This is a genomic window from Streptomyces sp. NBC_01264 (assembly GCF_026340675.1).
Classification (GTDB): Bacteria; Actinomycetota; Actinomycetes; order Streptomycetales; family Streptomycetaceae; genus Streptomyces.
Map to the genome: position 1 here is coordinate 4,539,572 of NZ_JAPEOX010000001.1, position 16,376 is coordinate 4,555,947.

At 72.6% G+C, this 16,376-nt stretch carries 17 protein-coding genes; 12 read left to right on the forward strand and 5 right to left on the reverse strand.

Translation table 11 applies throughout. The annotated features are described in order from the left end of the window. Positions 1-20: 20 nt before the first annotated feature. Together OG435_RS20950 and rfbB are read right to left on the reverse strand one after the other, a co-directional pair. Complete coding sequence (locus tag OG435_RS20950) at positions 21-1,415, reverse strand: lipopolysaccharide biosynthesis protein (protein WP_266878696.1); 1,395 nt, start codon at positions 1,413-1,415, stop codon at positions 21-23. Beyond that, on the reverse strand, positions 1,412-2,389 hold the full coding sequence (gene rfbB, locus OG435_RS20955; protein ID WP_266878697.1) for a dTDP-glucose 4,6-dehydratase: 978 nt from the start codon (positions 2,387-2,389) through the stop codon (positions 1,412-1,414). The genes OG435_RS20950 and rfbB overlap by 4 nt, the downstream gene beginning before the upstream one ends. Before the next feature lie 92 nt (positions 2,390-2,481). Here rfbB and rfbA point away from each other — a divergent pair, with 92 nt between their 5' ends. The 4 genes from rfbA (at position 2,482) to OG435_RS20975 (ending at position 6,720) form a co-directional block, all read left to right on the forward strand. Further along, positions 2,482-3,357, forward strand: coding sequence for a glucose-1-phosphate thymidylyltransferase RfbA (gene rfbA / locus OG435_RS20960; RefSeq protein ID WP_266878698.1), 876 nt, complete (start codon positions 2,482-2,484; stop codon positions 3,355-3,357). Between the two features lie 100 nt (positions 3,358-3,457). After that, a complete protein-coding gene (locus OG435_RS20965; RefSeq protein ID WP_266878699.1) occupies positions 3,458-4,354 on the forward strand; it encodes a glycosyltransferase family 2 protein in 897 nt (298 codons plus the stop codon). 59 nt (positions 4,355-4,413) lie between these two features. Beyond that, positions 4,414-5,370: an NAD-dependent epimerase/dehydratase family protein gene (locus OG435_RS20970; protein ID WP_266878700.1), complete on the forward strand. Its 957-nt coding sequence runs from the start codon at positions 4,414-4,416 to the stop codon at positions 5,368-5,370. Between the two features lie 84 nt (positions 5,371-5,454). Next, positions 5,455-6,720 carry an acyltransferase family protein gene (locus OG435_RS20975; RefSeq protein WP_266878701.1) on the forward strand — a complete coding sequence of 422 codons (1,266 nt, stop codon included), beginning with the start codon at positions 5,455-5,457 and terminating at the stop codon, positions 6,718-6,720. A gap of 92 nt (positions 6,721-6,812) precedes the next feature. Here OG435_RS20975 and OG435_RS20980 read toward each other — a convergent pair whose 3' ends face one another. Continuing rightward, entirely contained in the window at positions 6,813-7,721 is a 909-nt protein-coding gene (locus tag OG435_RS20980; RefSeq protein ID WP_266878702.1) for a DUF3027 domain-containing protein, read from the reverse strand. A 327-nt stretch (positions 7,722-8,048) separates the two neighbouring features. Between OG435_RS20980 and OG435_RS20985 the strand changes: the two genes are divergently transcribed. The 4 genes from OG435_RS20985 (at position 8,049) to OG435_RS21000 (ending at position 11,851) form a co-directional block, all read left to right on the forward strand. After that, entirely contained in the window at positions 8,049-9,431 is a 1,383-nt protein-coding gene (locus OG435_RS20985; protein ID WP_266878703.1) for an MFS transporter, read from the forward strand. 266 nt (positions 9,432-9,697) lie between these two features. Beyond that, positions 9,698-10,183, forward strand: coding sequence for a DUF2771 domain-containing protein (locus OG435_RS20990; protein WP_266878704.1), 486 nt, complete (start codon positions 9,698-9,700; stop codon positions 10,181-10,183). 13 nt (positions 10,184-10,196) lie between these two features. Further along, a complete protein-coding gene (locus OG435_RS20995) occupies positions 10,197-10,955 on the forward strand; it encodes a futalosine hydrolase (RefSeq protein ID WP_266878705.1) in 759 nt (252 codons plus the stop codon). Further along, positions 10,952-11,851, forward strand: a complete 900-nt coding sequence (locus tag OG435_RS21000) for a 1,4-dihydroxy-6-naphthoate synthase (RefSeq protein ID WP_266878706.1) — start codon at positions 10,952-10,954, stop codon at positions 11,849-11,851. The genes OG435_RS20995 and OG435_RS21000 overlap by 4 nt, the downstream gene beginning before the upstream one ends. A 56-nt stretch (positions 11,852-11,907) precedes the next feature. On the opposite strand, the gene OG435_RS50145 is transcribed toward OG435_RS21000, so the two are convergent. Beyond that, on the reverse strand, positions 11,908-12,291 hold the full coding sequence (locus OG435_RS50145) for a cold-shock protein (RefSeq protein WP_323187858.1): 384 nt from the start codon (positions 12,289-12,291) through the stop codon (positions 11,908-11,910). Positions 12,292-12,434: 143 nt separating this feature from the next. Between OG435_RS50145 and OG435_RS21010 the strand changes: the two genes are divergently transcribed. After that, the gene (locus OG435_RS21010) at positions 12,435-12,701 is read left to right on the forward strand and encodes a hypothetical protein (RefSeq protein ID WP_266878707.1); all 267 of its coding nucleotides are present in this window, start codon (positions 12,435-12,437) and stop codon (positions 12,699-12,701) included. Positions 12,702-12,721: 20 nt separating this feature from the next. Here the strand turns inward: OG435_RS21010 and OG435_RS21015 are convergent, their stop codons facing one another. Next, positions 12,722-13,351, reverse strand: a complete 630-nt coding sequence (locus OG435_RS21015) for an HAD family hydrolase (protein ID WP_266878708.1) — start codon at positions 13,349-13,351, stop codon at positions 12,722-12,724. A gap of 80 nt (positions 13,352-13,431) precedes the next feature. On the opposite strand from OG435_RS21015, the gene OG435_RS21020 reads away from it, so the two are divergent. From OG435_RS21020 to OG435_RS21030, 3 genes are read left to right on the forward strand one after another with little or no spacing between them, the layout of a single operon-like run. Next, positions 13,432-14,493, forward strand: coding sequence for a FecCD family ABC transporter permease (locus OG435_RS21020; protein ID WP_266878709.1), 1,062 nt, complete (start codon positions 13,432-13,434; stop codon positions 14,491-14,493). Then, positions 14,490-15,551, forward strand: a complete 1,062-nt coding sequence (locus OG435_RS21025; protein WP_266878710.1) for a FecCD family ABC transporter permease — start codon at positions 14,490-14,492, stop codon at positions 15,549-15,551. The genes OG435_RS21020 and OG435_RS21025 overlap by 4 nt, the downstream gene beginning before the upstream one ends. After that, positions 15,548-16,351: an ABC transporter ATP-binding protein gene (locus OG435_RS21030; RefSeq protein WP_266878711.1), complete on the forward strand. Its 804-nt coding sequence runs from the start codon at positions 15,548-15,550 to the stop codon at positions 16,349-16,351. The genes OG435_RS21025 and OG435_RS21030 overlap by 4 nt, the downstream gene beginning before the upstream one ends. Positions 16,352-16,376 lie beyond the last annotated feature (25 nt).

Consider the following 16,376-nt stretch of genomic DNA (forward strand, 5'->3'; position numbering starts at 1 on the left):
TCCTGCGGGAGGGGCCCCGGTCAGGACCGGTCGGCCAGGGCCGCTTCCACGGCTTCGCCGGGCGCGGGCGCCGCCGGGGCGGCGGCCTGGGGGCGGCGCAGGAAGGTCAGCCACAGGGCCACCGCCATGCCGAGGACCGCCGCGAAGGAGGCCAGGGTGTAGGCGACGCAGACCCGGGTGGAGACCTCGCCGGGGAGCAGGGTCGCGCCGACGAGGACCAGGGTGGCCACGGCCCAGCCGAGCAGTTGCAGGCGGTGCTTGTGCAGGACCAGGAGGGCCTGGCCGAGCACCATGGCCAGCATGTAGCAGAGGGTCCCGGCGGAGATCCAGAAGAACACGGCGTGGCCGAGGCCCGCCTCGGACTTGAAGAGCACCTCGATGAGCCACGGGCCGAGCAGGGTGGCCGGGAGGCCGCCGGCCAGGCCGAGCACGATCACGACCAGCGAGGTCCGCCCGAGCAGCCGGGAGAAGCCAGCGCGGTCCCCGGCGGCCGCCGCGGTGGACAGTCCGGAGAGGAGCGAGGCCTGGAGCGAGCCGAAGACGAAGAGCGGCACCCGGGCCAGCACGATCGCGTTCAGCAGGCCCGCGACGAGCGCGCCGTCCTCGGGGGCGAGGAGTTTGGTGCTGACCACGGCGGCGTTGACGACGACCTGGGACAGCAGGGTGGAGACGACGAGCGGGCCGAGGCCGCCGAGCAGCACCGACCACCGGTCGTACGGGCCCTTGCCGAGGCCCCGGAAGACGGGGACCGAGGTGACCAGGGCGGCGATGAGCGGGGCGGCCGTGAGGATCAGCGCGAAGGCCAGCGGGGAGCGGACCCCGGCGAGGGCGAAGCCCACGGCCAGGCCGATGCGCAGGCCGCCGTCGATGCCGAGCTGCCAGCCGAAGGGGCCGAACCGGCCGAGGCCGGCCAGCACCCCGCGGCAGATGTTGCTGATGGCCATCGCGGCGAAGGCCAGGCCGAGGGCGCCGACCATCTCGGTGTGCCCGTAGAAGAACGTGTCGGCCAGGAGCGGGGCGGCCCAGGCGAGCCCGGCCCCCAGCAGGACGATCATGCCGAGGGTGAGCACGGCGATCTGGCGCAGGATCCCGGAGACGCCCGTACCGGCGACGCGGTGCGCGGCGACGATCCGGGTGAGCTCCTGCTCCACGGGGAAGAAGAGGCCGATGCCCACGGACATGAGGATCGTCCAGAGCACCGAGAGCGCGGCCATGCCCTCGGTGTCGAGGCTGTGGCCCGCCGCCATCAGGTGGATGTACGAGGCCGCGCCCAGGACGACCGTGCCGGTGATCACCAGCAGGGTGCCGGGGGGCAGCGCGCCCGCGATCCTGGCGAGCGGCGACCGCTTGGCGGTCACCGCCGTGTCCCGGGCGGCCGCCGCGTCCGGGACGGCCGCCGCGTCCGGGGCGTTCACGACTGCTGGGCGGCCTTCACCTTGAGCGGCTCCCACCAGGCGCGGTTCTCGCGGTACCAGGTGATCGTCGACGCCAGGCCCTCTTCGAAGCCGACCTGCGGGGCGTAGCCGAGCTCCTCGCTGATCTTGCTGATGTCGAGGGAGTAGCGCAGGTCGTGGCCCTTGCGGTCCTCGACCGGCTCGACCATGTCCCAGTCGGCGCCGGCGGCGTCCAGCAGCAGGCCGGTGAGCTCCTTGTTGGTGAGCTCGACGCCGCCGCCGATGTTGTAGACCTGCCCGGCGCGGCCCTTGTGCAGGGCCAGCTCGATGCCCCGGCAGTGGTCCGCGACGTGCAGCCAGTCACGGATGTTGCCGCCCGTGCCGTACAGCGGGACCTTCTTGCCGTCGATCAGGTTGGTGGTGAAGAGCGGGATGACCTTCTCGGGGAACTGGTACGGCCCGTAGTTGTTGGAGCAGCGCGTCACGACGACGTCCATGCCGTGGGTGCGGTGGTAGGCCAGCGCCAGCAGGTCGGAGCCCGCCTTGGAGGCGGAGTACGGGGAGTTCGGCGCGAGCGGCCACTCCTCGGTCCAGGAGCCCTCGCTGATCGAGCCGTACACCTCGTCGGTGGAGACGTGGACGAAGCGGCCGACGCCGTGCTTGCGGGCGGCGTCCAGCAGCACCTGGGTACCCACGACGTTGGTCATCACGAAGGGGCCGGCACCGGCGATGGAACGGTCCACGTGGGACTCCGCGGCGAAGTGCACCACCGCGTCGTGACCGGCCATGACCTGGTCGACGGCCTCGACGTCGCAGATGTCACCGCGGACGAACGCGTAGCCGGCGTGGCCCGCCACGGGTGCGAGGTTCTCCTCGACGCCCGAGTAGGTCAGCTTGTCGAAGACCGTGATCCTGGCGGCAGGATCTGCCGAGAGTATGGAGCGGACGAACTGCGAGCCGATGAAACCGGCGCCACCGGTCACGAGAATGCGCATAGTGCCTTCACTCTACTGGGCCGCACCGGGGGGACGGCCGCCGGACCTCGTCGTCTATCACCCCCGAAGGGCCGCAACGTATGGTGGCACGCATGCGTGGAATCCTCCTTGCAGGCGGCACCGGCTCCCGGCTCTGGCCCCTGACCCGAGCCGTGTCGAAGCAACTGCTTCCCGTCTTCGACAAGCCGATGATCTACTACCCGCTCTCCACGCTGGTCATGGCGGGTATCCACGAGATCCTGATCATCACGACCCCCGAGGACCAGGACCAGTTCCGGCGCCTCCTCGGTGACGGATCACAGTTCGGCCTCGATCTGCGCTACGCGGTCCAGGAGCGCCCCGCCGGCATCGCCCAGGCGTTCACGCTCGGGGCCGAGTTCATCGGCGACGAGCCGGTCGCCCTGATCCTCGGCGACAACATCTTCCACGGCAGCGGCCTCGGCACGCGCCTGGCCGAGCGCACCGACCCCAAGGGCGGCGTCGTCTTCGCCTACCCGGTCTCCGACCCGACCGCGTACGGCGTGGTGGAGTTCGACGAGGACGGCCGGGCGATATCCATCGAGGAGAAGCCCGAGAAGCCGAAGTCCCGGTACGCGGTGCCCGGGCTGTACTTCTACGACAACCGGGTCGTCGAGATCGCCCGCACGATCGAGCCGAGCGCCCGCGGCGAGCTGGAGATAACCGCCGTCAACGAGGCCTACCTCAGGAAGGGCGACCTGGAGGTCACCGTCCTGGACCGCGGCACGGCGTGGCTGGACACCGGGACCTTCGTCTCCATGGTCCAGGCCTCGGAGTTCGTACGCGTCATCGAGGAGCGCCAGGGCTTCAAGATCGGCTGCGTCGAGGAGGCGGCCTGGCGGGCCGGCTTCCTCACCGACGACGGGCTGCGCGAGCTGGCCCGACCCCTGCTGAAGAGCGGCTACGGCGCCTACCTGCTGGCCCTGCTCGACGAGAAGAGCTGCGCGTGACGTTCCGCGAGCCCTCCCCACAGCCACTCGCCCCGGACCGGGCGACCGACTGGCGAACCCCTCCCGTCCCGTCCCTCCCGAAGGCCCCGGTGCACTCCTCATGACCACTCTCGACATCATGCTGCCCTACTACGGCAACGTGGCCCTGATGCAGGCCGCCGTGCGCAGCGTGCAGGCCCAGACCGACTCCGACTGGCGGCTCACGGTCGTCGACGACGGCAAGGAGCCGACCGTCCCCGGCTGGTTCGCGGAGCTCGGCGACCCGCGCGTCTCCTACCAGCGCAACGAGCAGAACCTCGGCGTCACCGGCAACTACCGCAAGTGCCTGGGGCTGGTCCGCGAAGAGCACTTCGTAATGATGGGCACCGACGACATCATGCTGCCCGAGTACGTGGCCACCGTCCGGGCCGCGATCGCGAAGCACCCGGGCATCGGCATGGTCCAGCCGGGCGTCGAGGTCATCGACGGCGCGGGCAAGCCCACCGAGGGACTCGCCGACCAGTCCAAGCGCCGCCTGTACAAGCCCCGGTTCACCGGTGAGGCGCTGATGGGCGGCGAGGTGCTCGCCACGAGCCTGCTGCGCGGGAACTGGCTGTTCTTCCCCTCCATCTGCTGGCGCACCGATGCCGTGCGCACCGCGGGCTTCCGGGACAACCTGGAGGTCACCCAGGACCTCGCCCTGGTCATCGACCTGCTCCAGGCCGGCGAGCAGATGTTCCTGTCGGACACCCTGTGCTTCCAGTACCGCCGCCACGCCGTCAGCATCTCCTCCCAGCAGGCCTTCACCGGAAAGCGCTTCGAGGAAGCGAACCGCTTCTTCCTCGACGTCGCGGACCGTCTGGACAAGGAGGGCTGGACGAAGGCCGCCAAGGCCTCCCGGCTCCACCTGTCCTCCCGGATCCACGCGCTGACGATGCTCCCCGGCGCACTGAAGAACAAGCAGAGCGACGGCGCCCGCACCCTGCTGCGGCACGTCGCCGGCTCTGACCACCGCTGACGGCGCACCCCCACCCCGACAGCCGCCCTCCCCCTCCCCACCGTCCGGAGCCCACGCCCATGTCGCACACCAGCCAGCCCCTCCCCCGTGTGGCCGTCCTCGGAGCCACCGGCTTCATAGGCCGGGCACTGTGCGCCACGCTCGACGAGCGCGGCCACGGCCTGCTCGCCGTCGCCCGCAAGCAGCCGGCCGTCACCCCGCCGGGGGAGTTCGCCACCTTCGACCTCACCCTGGACCCGCCGGCCGAGTTGGCCGAGCTCCTGACGGCCCACCGCATCGACGTCGTCGTCAACGCGGCGGGCGGCAGCTGGGGCCTGACGGACGAGCAGATGGTCCCCGCCAACCTCGGCATGGCCGAACGCCTCCTGGAGGCACTGCGCGGCATGGCGAAGCCGCCGCGGCTGGTGCAGATCGGATCCGTGCACGAGTACGGCCTCTTCCCGGTCGGCACGAGCTACTCCGAGGAGTCCCCCGCGCGTCCCTCGACGCTCTACGGGCAGCTCAAGCTCCGGGCCACCGAGCTGATCACCGAGGCCGTCCGCGAGGACGGCCTGGACGCCATCGTGCTGCGCCTGGGCAACGTCATCGGCGCGGGCCAGCCCGCGCACAGCCTCCTCGGCGTCATGGCGGGCAAGCTGGCCGAGGGCGAGGCCGCCGACGGCGCGGAGCTGTCCCTGATGCCCCTCACCGCCCAGCGCGAGTTCCTCCACCTCCAGGACGGGGTCGACGCCGTCGTCCTCGCCCTCGCCCCGGAACGCGCCTGCCCGCCGGTCCTCAACCTCGGGCTCGGCCGGGCGACGTCCGCCCGCGAGGTGGTCGAGCTGCTGATCGAGGAGAGCCGCGTACCGACCCGCATCGTGGAGGTGCCCGCCCCGGCCGGCACCGGCCCGGAGACCGAGTGGCAGCAGCTCGACATCTCCGCCACCGAGCGGGCGCTGGGCTGGAAGCCCGTCCGGAGCCTGCGCGACGCCGTCTCCGAGCTGTGGACCGCCGTGCGCCCGCCCGTCGGCGTCTGAGCCGGACCGCCGGTCCCCGTAGGCCCACCGCCGAGCCCGCCGCCGCGCCCCGGCGGACCCCCTTCAAGGAAGTCTGACTCCCCTATGTCTCGCAGCGCACCAGTCCTGCCCGGCCGGCGCGGAACCCTCGGTGAGCTGTACTCACCGCGGGCCAACAGCTTCGGCGTCCTGCGCCTGGTCCTCGCCTCGTCGGTCGTGCTCTCCCACGTGTGGCCGCTCGGCTGGGGTCCCCTGGACCCGCTGTGGAAGTACAGCGGACAGCAGACCGACGTCGGCAAGATGGCCGTCATCGGCTTCTTCGTCCTGTCCGGATTCATGATCACGGGCAGCGGCGCCCGCAGCACCTCCGGCCGATACGCCTGGCACCGCGCCCTGCGCATCCTGCCCGGCCTGTGGGGCTCGCTCCTCGTCTCCTCGCTGATCATCGTCCCCTTCCTGTACTCCTACCTCCACGGCTCGGTGGACGGGTACTGGAACCACCCCCAGGGCCCGGTCAGTTACCTCCAGGGCACGTGGAACACCTCGATCAGCACCCACTGGGACATAGCCGGTGTGCTGGCCGAAGGAAAGGCCCGCGGAACCAACTTCGACCCCGGCGTCAACGGCGCCCTGTGGTCCCTGAAGTACGAGATCCTCTGCTACGTCATGGTCGGCGTGCTGGCCGCCTCCGGTGTCCTCACCCGGGCCCGCAAGCTCGTCCCGCTGTCGGCCGCCCTGCTCGGCATCCTGATCCTGCGGGACTGGATCGCCGCCCCCTCGCTGCGCGGCATCCCCGCCAACATGAGCGCCGCCGTGGAGGTGCCGTTCCTGGGCGCCATGTCGGTGCACTTCATCATTCACCTGTGCTTCGTGTTCCTGATCGGCGCCACGTTCCAGCTGTACCGCGACCGGGTGCCGGTCCACGACGGCCTGGCGCTGCTGTGCGCCGCGGTGCTCGGCGGGTCGCTGGCCTTCGGCGGGGTCTTCGTCTTCGGCTACCCCGCGTTCGCCTACCTGCTGCTGTGGCTCGCGATCCGGCTGCCGCGGCCGTTCCAGAAGATCGGGCGCAAGCGGGACTACTCGTACGGCATCTACATCTACGGCTTCACCGTGGAGCAGGCCCTCGCCCTGCTGGGCTACGCCAAGTACGGCAAGCCGGTCTTCCTGCTGCTGGCCATGGCCGGCACGCTGGTGCTGGCGGCGCTCTCCTGGCACCTGATCGAGTCGCCGGCCATGAAGCTGAAGAACTGGACGCCGTGGTTCGTCCGCAGGCTCCAGCAGCGCGGGACCGCGGCGGCGCAGCCGCAGCCGCAGACCCAGTCGCAACCCGCCGGGGAGCCGGAGCCGTCCCCGGTGACCACCGGCGGCTGACGCACCGGCGGGAGAATGCGAACGGCGGTGGCCGGGCCCGAAGGGGCCCGACCACCGCCGTTTCTGCTGTTCAGAAGCCGATCAGAAGCTGATCAAGAGTGGCCCAGATCCGGGGCCAGGGGGTCCGTGGTCAGGACCGAGCCGGAGTCGGAGGACGGCCGGAGGTGGAACTCGTCCGAGGCCATCGAGTCCAGCACGGGCGGCGCCGGCCGCGGCGGCTTCGGCATGACCGCGGCTTCCGAGTGGCCGCCGCAGCCGTAGGACAGGGAGACCAGCCGGCCGTCGGCCGGTCCGAACTCGTTCGCGCAGACGCCGAACGCCTGGCCCAGCGAGCCGCCGATCGCGACGAGGAAACCACAGGAGACGCACGAGGCCGGGGCCGCCTGCGCCATCGGGGTCTTCGCGCCGAAGGACTCGTCCCAGCGGTCGGCCGCGCTGTGCAGCCCGTAGCGGGAGAGCACCCGCGCCCGCCGCATGCCCAGCTCCTCCGCGACGGAGGTGATGGAGCCGCGTACGGGCACCACCGCGCGGTCGGTGACGTCGGCGTCCTCCGCCTCGACCAGTTCGGCCATCTCGGTGGACACCACCGAGTTCGGCGGCGGGGCGTCCTCACCCGACCAGCCGGCTTCCAGCCGCAGGTCCTCGGCGTCCGTGGGGAGCAGGTCCCCGGGACCCATGTCACCCGGGCGCAGCCGCTCGCTCCACGGCACCCACTCGGGGGCCAGCAGGGCGTCGTCACCCGGCAGGAGCACCGTTTCGTCGAGGGTGACGTTCTTCGCGCGGGAGGCGCGCGTCACGGTTACGGCCCAGCGCCAGCCCCGGTAGCCGGGGTCCTTGCACTCGAAGAAGTGCGTGACGACCCGGTCACCTTCCGCGATGGCGGCAGTGTGCTCGCCCACCACTCCGGGGTAGGCGGCCTCTTCGGCCGCCGCTCGGGCGAGGTCCACCGCCTCGACGCACAGGCGGTCGGGGGTACGGCTTCGCGTCGTCGCAGCACTCACAGGTCTCGTTCTCTCCTACGCCGTCTCACGAGTGCGCCGTCCGTACTTGTCGTCCACAACGACCCGTCGGCTGTCCCTACGTAGCGCGGGCGGAGCGGACCAGGGGGCCGCGTCGACGTCCACGCCCGATCGGGTTCCAGGGCGCACCTACCTGCGATCCATTCTGCGGGATCGCGAAGAGGCGCGCGGCCAGGAGCAACCGCCGGTGGCGCGCTACGCACGCTACCTCCTCCAGCGCCTTCGGCCCACATGCAAGGTCCGATTCGCGGACAACCCCACTACCGGCCATCTCCGCGCAACGCGCCGGGAAGGGTCCGGAGGGGGCAAGTGGGGCACTATGGCCACGTGGCACCCGTACGGTCGTCCGATGACGGCTCGGGACCGGCCAGGCGGGCCGGCCGGGCCTTCGGGCGTGCCCTCCACCTGCCGTTCACCGGAACGGCGCGCGGGATCCGGCGCGCCACGCACGCGCACGGGGCGGGCGAATCGGGCCTCGGCAAGCTGATCGAGCTGCACGCCATCAACGGCGCCGGTGACGTGATGATCACAGTCGCGCTCGCCTCCACCGTCTTCTTCTCCGTCCCCACGGACGAGGCACGCGGCCGAGTGGCCCTGTACCTCGCCATCACGATGGCCCCCTTCACCCTGCTGGCCCCCGTGATCGGCCCCCTGCTGGACCGGCTGCCGCACGGGCGGCGGGCCGCGATGGCCGGCGCGATGCTCACCCGGGCCCTGCTGGCCGTGATGATGTCGGGCGCGGTGGCCACGGGCGGCCTGGAGCTGTACCCGGCCGCCCTCGGGGTCCTCGTCGCCTCCAAGGCCTACGGCGTGGTCCGCAGCGCGGTCGTCCCCCGACTCCTCCCACCGGGGTTCTCCCTGGTCAAGGCGAACTCCCGGGTCACCCTGGCCGGCCTGCTCGCCACCGGCGCCGCCGCGCCCGTGGGCGCCGCCCTGCACACGATCGGTCCGCCGTGGCCGCTCTACGGGGCGTGCGCGATCTTCATCTGGGGCACCTTCGCGGCGTTCACGCTGCCCCACAAGGTGGACGAGGCCAAGGGCGAACGCCGGGCCCGGCTTTCCACCCACGAGGCCCACTCCAAGCGCCCGGGGCTGCGCACGGTCAGCCGGCCGGTGCTGTGCGGGCTGCTGGCGAACGCGTCGATGCGCGGGCTGTCCGGGTTCCTCATCTTCTTCCTGGCGTTCCTGCTGCGCGAGCACCCCCTCGCCGGGCAGAGCGCGGCGGTGTCGCTGGGCATCGTCGCCGTCTCGGCGGGCGTCGGCAACGCCTGCGGGACGGCCGTGGGGGCCTGGCTCCGCGCCCGGGCGCCCGAGGCGATCATCGCCACCGTGCTCTCCCTGACGCTGGCGGTGGCCGTCCTCGCGGCGGTGTTCTTCAGCGGGGTGTTCATCGCCGTCCTGGGCACGACGGCCGGCTTCTGCCAGGCGCTGGCGAAGCTCTCGCTGGACGCGATGATCCAGCGCGACGTGCCGGAGGCCGTCCGGACGTCGGCGTTCGCCCGCTCGGAGACGGTGCTCCAGGTGGCGTGGGTGCTGGGCGGCGCGATCGGCATCGCGCTTCCCCTGAACGGCGTGCTCGGCATGTCGGTGGCCGCGGCGGTCGTCGCCCTGGGCACGACGATGGCCCTCCGCGGCTTCCTGACCTCCCCGCGCCACCAGCACACCACGCCGTCGCGCCCCCGGGTGGCGTAGCCGCTGCCCTGCGGGGCCGGCCGGCACGTGAAGGTCGGCGGTTGGAAAATCCAGCCCGTCCCCGGCCTGCACGTGGACGCCGGGGGTGGGAAAATCCAGCCCCTCCGGCGTTTGAGGAGCGGGGTCCGGGGCGGCGCCCCGGAAAGCCCGGCGCAGCCGGAGGCGCTCGCGCCACGGCGCCGCAGCCGAATCCCGTCCCGCAGCGGAAGCCACACCGTGGGACCCCGTGCAGCGGCGCAGCCCACCCGCCCGATAGCCTTCGGCTCATGACCGCACCGCTTTTCTCGGGTAGGGCCCGCCGCAGCGTCGCGGCCCTCGGAGCCGTTTCCGCCGGCCTCCTCCTCCTCTCCGCGTGTGACAAGCCGACGCCGCTGGCGACCGTGACGGTCGGCACCTCGTCGGTGTCCACCGAAGCCGCCTGCAGCGACGCCAAGGAACTCACGGGCGAGAAGGTCCAGGAGTGCTTCAACGACCTCAAGCACTCCAAGAACATCGACTACGGCCGCGGCGACACGCTGCGCCTCGGTGTCGAGCCGGACGTCGTCGAGGACGGCAAGAAGTGGCAGGCGGTCCTCGACGGACAGCCCATCACCGAGCCCTCCTCCAACACCTACCGCAGCTTCCCCGGCGCCGACCTGTTCGCCACCGGCGGCCAGGGCGAGGCCCCGGCCTCCAAGAAGCTGAACATCGTCCAGGTCTCCGAGGACGGCAAGCCCCTCGCCGTCTGGGCCTTCAACGTCAAGCTCAAGTAGTCACACGCCCACCATGCGCGCGCTCATCGTGACCGCGGTGACGGCGGAGGCCGACTCCGTCGTCCGAGGCCTGTCCGGTCCGGTCCCTCATCCGGACCACGTCCCCGTCGACGAGCACAGCCCGGACCACGCCCCCGGCAGCGAACCGCCGCGCACCCTCCCCGGCGGTTACCTCATCCACCGCCGGGGAGCCTTCGACGTACTGGTCGCCGGGGTCGGCCCGGCCGCCGCGGCCGCCGGCGCCGCGACCGCCCTGGCGCTCGCGGCAGCCCCCGGCTACGGCCTCGTCGTCTCCGCCGGCATCGGCGGCGGGTTCGCGCCCGCCGCCCCGATCGGCTCCCTCGTGGTCGCCGATGCCATCGTCGCCGCCGATCTGGGCGCCGAGACCCCGCAGGGGTTCCTCACCGTCACCGAACTCGGCTTCGGCCGCAGCGTGCACCTGCCTCCCGCGGAGCTCGCCGCGCGCGCCGCCGAGGCGACCGGGGCGCTCCTCGCGCCCGTCCTGACCGTCTCCACCGTCACCGGCACCGCCGCCCGTACGACCGCCCTCGCCGCCCGCCACCCGCTCGCCGGGGCCGAGGCCATGGAGGGCTTCGGGGTCGCCGAGGCCGCCGCCGCCCACGGGCTGCCCGTGCTGGAGGTCCGTGCCGTCTCCAACGCCGTGGGCCCGCGGGACCGCGACGCCTGGCGGATCGGCGACGCGCTGACGGCGCTGGCCGACGGCTTCCGGGCCCTGGGCCCCGTACTCGCTTCCTGGGGAGGACCCTCATGACCGGAACCGACGCCGGAACCGACCCCGCAACCGCCGCCGGCCTCGCCCGGCCCGTACGGATCGCGTACTCGCCCTGCCCGAACGACACCTTCGTCTTCGACGCCTGGGCCCACGGCCGGGTCCCCGGCGCGCCCGACCTCGACGTCACCTTCGCCGACATCGACGTCACCAACGGCCTGGCCGAGCGCGGCGAGGACTGCGAGTTCGACGTGCTGAAGGTGTCCTTCGCCGTCCTGCCGTGGGTCCTCGACGACTACGCGCTACTCCCGTGCGGCGGCGCGCTGGGCCGTGGCTGCGGCCCCCTGGTCCTGACCCGGGAGCCGGGCCTGGACCTGACCGGCAGGACGGTCGCGGTCCCGAGCGAACGCTCCACCGCCTACCTGCTGTTCCGGCTGTGGGCCGCCGACGTGCTGCCCGAAGGGGTCGGCAAGGTGGTCGTCCTCCCCTTCCACGAGATCATGCCCGCCGTGCGCGACGGCCGGGTCGACGCCGGACTGGTCATCCACGAGGCCCGCTTCACCTACCAGGACTACGGACTGCACTGCCTGGCCGACATGGGCGAGCACTGGGAGTCCACGACCGGCCTGCCGATCCCGCTCGGCGCGATCATCGCCAAGCGCTCCCTGGGCGCGGACGCGCTGCGCGCGCTCGCCGAGTCGGCCCGTACCTCGGTCCGGATGGCCTGGGCCGACCCGGAGGCGTCCCGGCCCTACGTACGGGCGCACGCGCAGGAGCTGGACCCGGCCGTCGCCGACCAGCACATCGGGCTGTACGTCAACGAGTTCACCGCCGACCTCGGCGAAGCCGGCTACGCGGCGGTGCGCGGCCTGCTGACCAGGGCGGCCGCAGAGGGACTGGTTCCGGCCATCGCGGCCGACGCACTGGCCTTCCCGTAGGACATGACCGTGCCCCGCCGCCCGCGAGGGCGACGGGGCACGGTCCCGCGCACGGCTCAGACGTCGAGCTGGTCGGCCACCGCACGCAGCATGCCGGCGATCTTCCCGCCGTGCGCCTTGTCGGGGTAACGGCCCCGCTCCAGTTGCTGCGTGACGTTCTCCAGCAGGGTCGTGAGGTCCTGCACGATGGACGCGAGCTCGTCGGGCTTGCGCCGCTGCGCGGCCGCGACGGAGGGTGCCGGATCCAGGACGATCACCGAAAGTGCCTGGTCACCGCGCTGCCCCGCGACAACACCGAACTCGACGCGCTGGCCGGGCTTGAGCGCGTCCAGCCCGTCGGGGAGCACCGACGAGTGAACGAAGACGTCGCCGCCGTCGTCGCGGGAGAGAAAGCCGAAGCCCTTCTCGCTGTTGAACCATTTGACCTTGCCGGTAGGCACGTCCGTCCTCTGTCCTTGCGTTCGTCGGGTGGGAAGCGGGCCGCAGACCCGCACCTCTCAGGCTAGTTGCCCCTCTCCGGGTGACAAGACGTTCCCCGGTCCTTCGCGGGTGACCGCTCCGGCCAGGGAACTACCCTGGTCGAGTGACTGTTACTCCTCAGCCCGAGCCCGCGGACCCCGACGCGGCCCGTCCCGGTGATGCGCTCGTCAAGGCCGGCGGCATCGTCTTCATCGTGGGCGCCGTCGCCACGCTCGCCACGATGGCCCCGCTCTTCCTCGACACGGATCCGTTCCCGTCGTACGCGTGGGCCGTCTGCATGCTCATGGGCGTCGGCTTCATGATCTCGGCGGCGGGCGTGCTGCGCTCGGCCGCCGCGCAGCGCACGGCGGCCCGCGCCTCGCAGGCGTAGGGGGGCTTCGGCTACGCCGGCTACGCGGTCCGCCTGCGCTCGTACTCCGCGAGCCAGGCCGGCAGCTCCGTGAGGTCCGTCAGGACCACGTCCGCGCCCGCCTCCCGCAGTTCCGGCTCCGGGCACGGGCCCGTCGGGACCGTCACCGACACGGCTCCGGCCGTACGGGCGCCGCGGACGTCGCCGACGTGGTCGCCGACGTAGACCTGGGCGGCGTACTCGCGCAGGGCGATCGCCTTGGCCTCCGCCCACAGCGAGCCGATGACCGCGTCGGGCTTGATCTCCAGGTGGTCCAGGTGCAGGCGTGCGTTGGGCTCGTGCTTGGCGGTGACGACGATCGCGCGGCCGCCCAGCGCACGGACCGCCTCGACCGCCTCGCGGGCGCCGGGCATCGCCGGGGTCGGCGCGATGGCGTGGGTGGGATAGATCTCCCGGTAGCGGTCGGCCATGGCGGGGATGTCCGCCTCCGGGAACCAGTACGCGAGCTCCTGGTCCAGCGGCGGACCGAGGCGCGAAACGGTCTGCGCGGTGTCGATGTACGTGCCCGTCTCGGCCGAGAGCGCCTCGAAGGCCGCCTTGATGCCCGGCCGGGAGTCGATGAGGGTCATGTCGAGGTCGAACCCGACGGTCAGCTGCGTCTCGGGAGTCATGGCTCCATTGTGCCGATCCGGGCACCGCGACCGGGAACGTAGACTTAGCCTCGCCTTACCAGACAGTGAAATTTGGTGACATGTCAGCCCCCGCTCCCGCGGCTCCCGCGCGTCCCCTCCCCGCGGCCCCCACGGCGGGTCGGCGCGCCCTGACGGCCCGTCGCATCGCGTGGACGGCGGGCGGCCTCGCCGCACTGCTGTGCGCGGTGCTCCTCAGTCTCGCCGTCGGCGCCCGCGCCGTCCCTCCCGGCGAGGTCTTCGACGCGCTCTTCCGGGGCGCCACCGGACCGAACGCCGAGGTCGTCCGCACGCTGCGGGTACCGCGCACCCTCATAGCCCTGATGGTCGGCGCGGGCCTCGCCCTCGCCGGGACCGCGCTCCAGGGCATCACCCGCAACCCGATCGCCGACCCCGGCATCCTCGGCATCAGCCAGGGAGCCGGGGTCGCGGTCGTCTGCGCCATCGCCTTCGCGGGGGTGCACACGCTCAGCGGCTACGTCTGGTTCGCCTTCGCGGGCGCCGCCGTCGCCTCGGTGGCCGTGTACGCCGTCGCCTCCGGCGGGCGCGGCGGGGCGACCCCCGTCAAACTGGCGCTGGCCGGGGCCGCGATCAACGCCCTGCTGGTGTCGGTCACCATGGGCGTCCTCACGACGAAGGCCTCGGCGCTGGACGAGTTCCGCTTCTGGCAGGTCGGCTCGATCGCCGGCCGCGACGCCTCCGTCGTCCACCAGATCTGGCCGTTCCTCCTCATCGGCGCCGTCCTGGTGGTGTCGGTGGCCCGCGGCCTGGACGCGCTCGCGCTGGGCGAGGACCTCGCGAAGGGACTCGGGCAGAACGTCGCGGCCGTACGGATCGTCGGCGGCCTCGGCGCCACCGTCCTCACCGGCGCCGGGGTCGCGGCGGCCGGGCCGATCGCCTTCGTCGGACTGGCCGTACCCCACCTCGCACGGGCCGCGGTCGGCAGCGACCACCGCTGGGTGCTGCCGATGGCGGCCCTGATCGGCCCGGTGATGCTGCTCGTCGCGGACGTGCTCGGGCGGATCGTGGTGCCGCCCGGCGAGGTCCCGGCCGGGGTGATGACCGCGCTGATCGGGGTCCCGTTCCTGGTCGCGCTGATCCGCCGGAAGGCGGCGGTGGCATGACCCCCGGTACCCGGGTCCGCCCGGCCGGCTATGCCCTGGTCCGCCCCCGTTCCGGCCGCGGCTCCTTCCTCCTGCACCGCCGGGCGGCGGTCACGGCGCTCTGCCTGGCCGTACTCCTGGCGGCGGTGTGCGTCGCGTACCTCTCCCTCGGCGAGTCCTTCGTGGCCCCCGGCGAGGTGGTCAAGGTCCTGCTCGGGCAGCCCTCCCCCGACGACCTGATCGTCGGCACCCTGCGGCTGCCCCGGATGACTGTGGGCCTGCTCGTCGGCCTGGCCTTCGGGGTGGCCGGCGCGCTGATCCAGACCGTCGCCCGCAACCCGCTCGCCTCCCCCGACATCATCGGCATCAGCCAGGGCGCGAGCGCCGTCACGGTGGCGGCGCTGACCTTCGGCGTCACCTCGTGCACGGTCCTGCCGTACCTCTCGGTCCTCGGCGGGATGACCGCCGCCGCCCTCGTGTACGTCTTCGCCTGGCGCGGCGGCCTGCACGCCACCCGCTTCGTCCTCATCGGCATCGGCTTCGCGATCGCCCTGCGCTCGGTGACCACCCTCCTGATGACCAAGGGCGACTACCTGGTCGCGCAGCAGGCGCAGATCTGGATGACGGGCTCCCTCAACGGCCGTGGCTGGGACGTGGCGACCCCTCTCTCCTGGGTCCTGCTCGCCCTCCTCCCCGGCGTCCTGTGGGCGGCCCGCGCGCAGCGCACGGTCTCCCTCGACGACGACACGGCCACCGCGCTGGGCATCCGGCTGGGCCGGGTCCGCCTCGGCCTCGTCGCCCTCGGCGTGATCCTCGCCTCCGTGGCGACGGGCGCGGCCGGCCCGGTGGACTTCGTGGCCCTGCTGGCCCCGCAGATCGCCCGCCGGATGACCCGTACCGCCCAGATCCCCCTGCTCTGCTCCGCCCTGACGGGTGCGGTGATCGTCGTCCTGGGCGACCTGCTCGCCCGCAAGCTCCTGTCCCCGACCGAACTCCCGGTGGGCGTGCTGACGGCCGCCGTAGGAGCCCCGTACCTGATCTGGCTGATCATGCGCAGCCGTAGTGGAGGCAAGCCGTGAGCCGTCTGTCCGCGCGGGAACTGACCCTCGCGTACGAGGACCGGGTCGTCGTGGAGGACCTGGACCTTGCCGTCCCGGACGGCAAGGTCACGGTGATCGTCGGCCCGAACGCCTGCGGCAAGTCGACGACGCTACGGGCCCTGGGCCGGCTGCTCCGTCCCCGGTCGGGCTCGGTGGTCCTGGACGGCGAGGCCCTGTCCTCCCTCCCCACCCGGCGGATCGCCCGGGCCGTCGGGCTCCTCCCGCAGTCCCCCTCCGCCCCGGAGGCGATCACGGTCGCGGACCTGGTGGCGCGGGGACGGCAGCCGCACCAGCACTGGTGGCAGCAGTGGTCGGAGGCGGACGAGCGGGCGGTCGTCGACGCGATGGCCAGGACCTCGGTGGCGGACCTGGCGGACCGGCCGGTGGACGCGCTGTCGGGCGGGCAGCGGCAGCGGGTCTGGATCGCGATGGCTCTCGCCCAGGACACGGACATCCTGCTCCTGGACGAGCCGACGACCTTCCTGGACATCGCCCACCAGGTGGAGGTGCTGGACCTGGTCCGGCGCCTGAACCACGAACGGGGCCGCACGGTCGTCGCCGTCCTCCACGACCTCAACCAGGCCGCGCGGTACGCGGACCACCTGGTGGCGATGAAATCGGGCCGGGTGGTCGCGGAGGGCCCACCGGCGCTGGTCGTCACGGCCGACCTGGTCCGCGAGGTCTTCGGCCTCGACTCGATCGTCATCCCGGACCCGGTGACGGGCTCCCCCCTGATCGTCCCGACATCACCGTGGACGGCGCCGGTGCCTTCCGTCTGAGGGCTCCGCCGGCCGCCCGGCGACG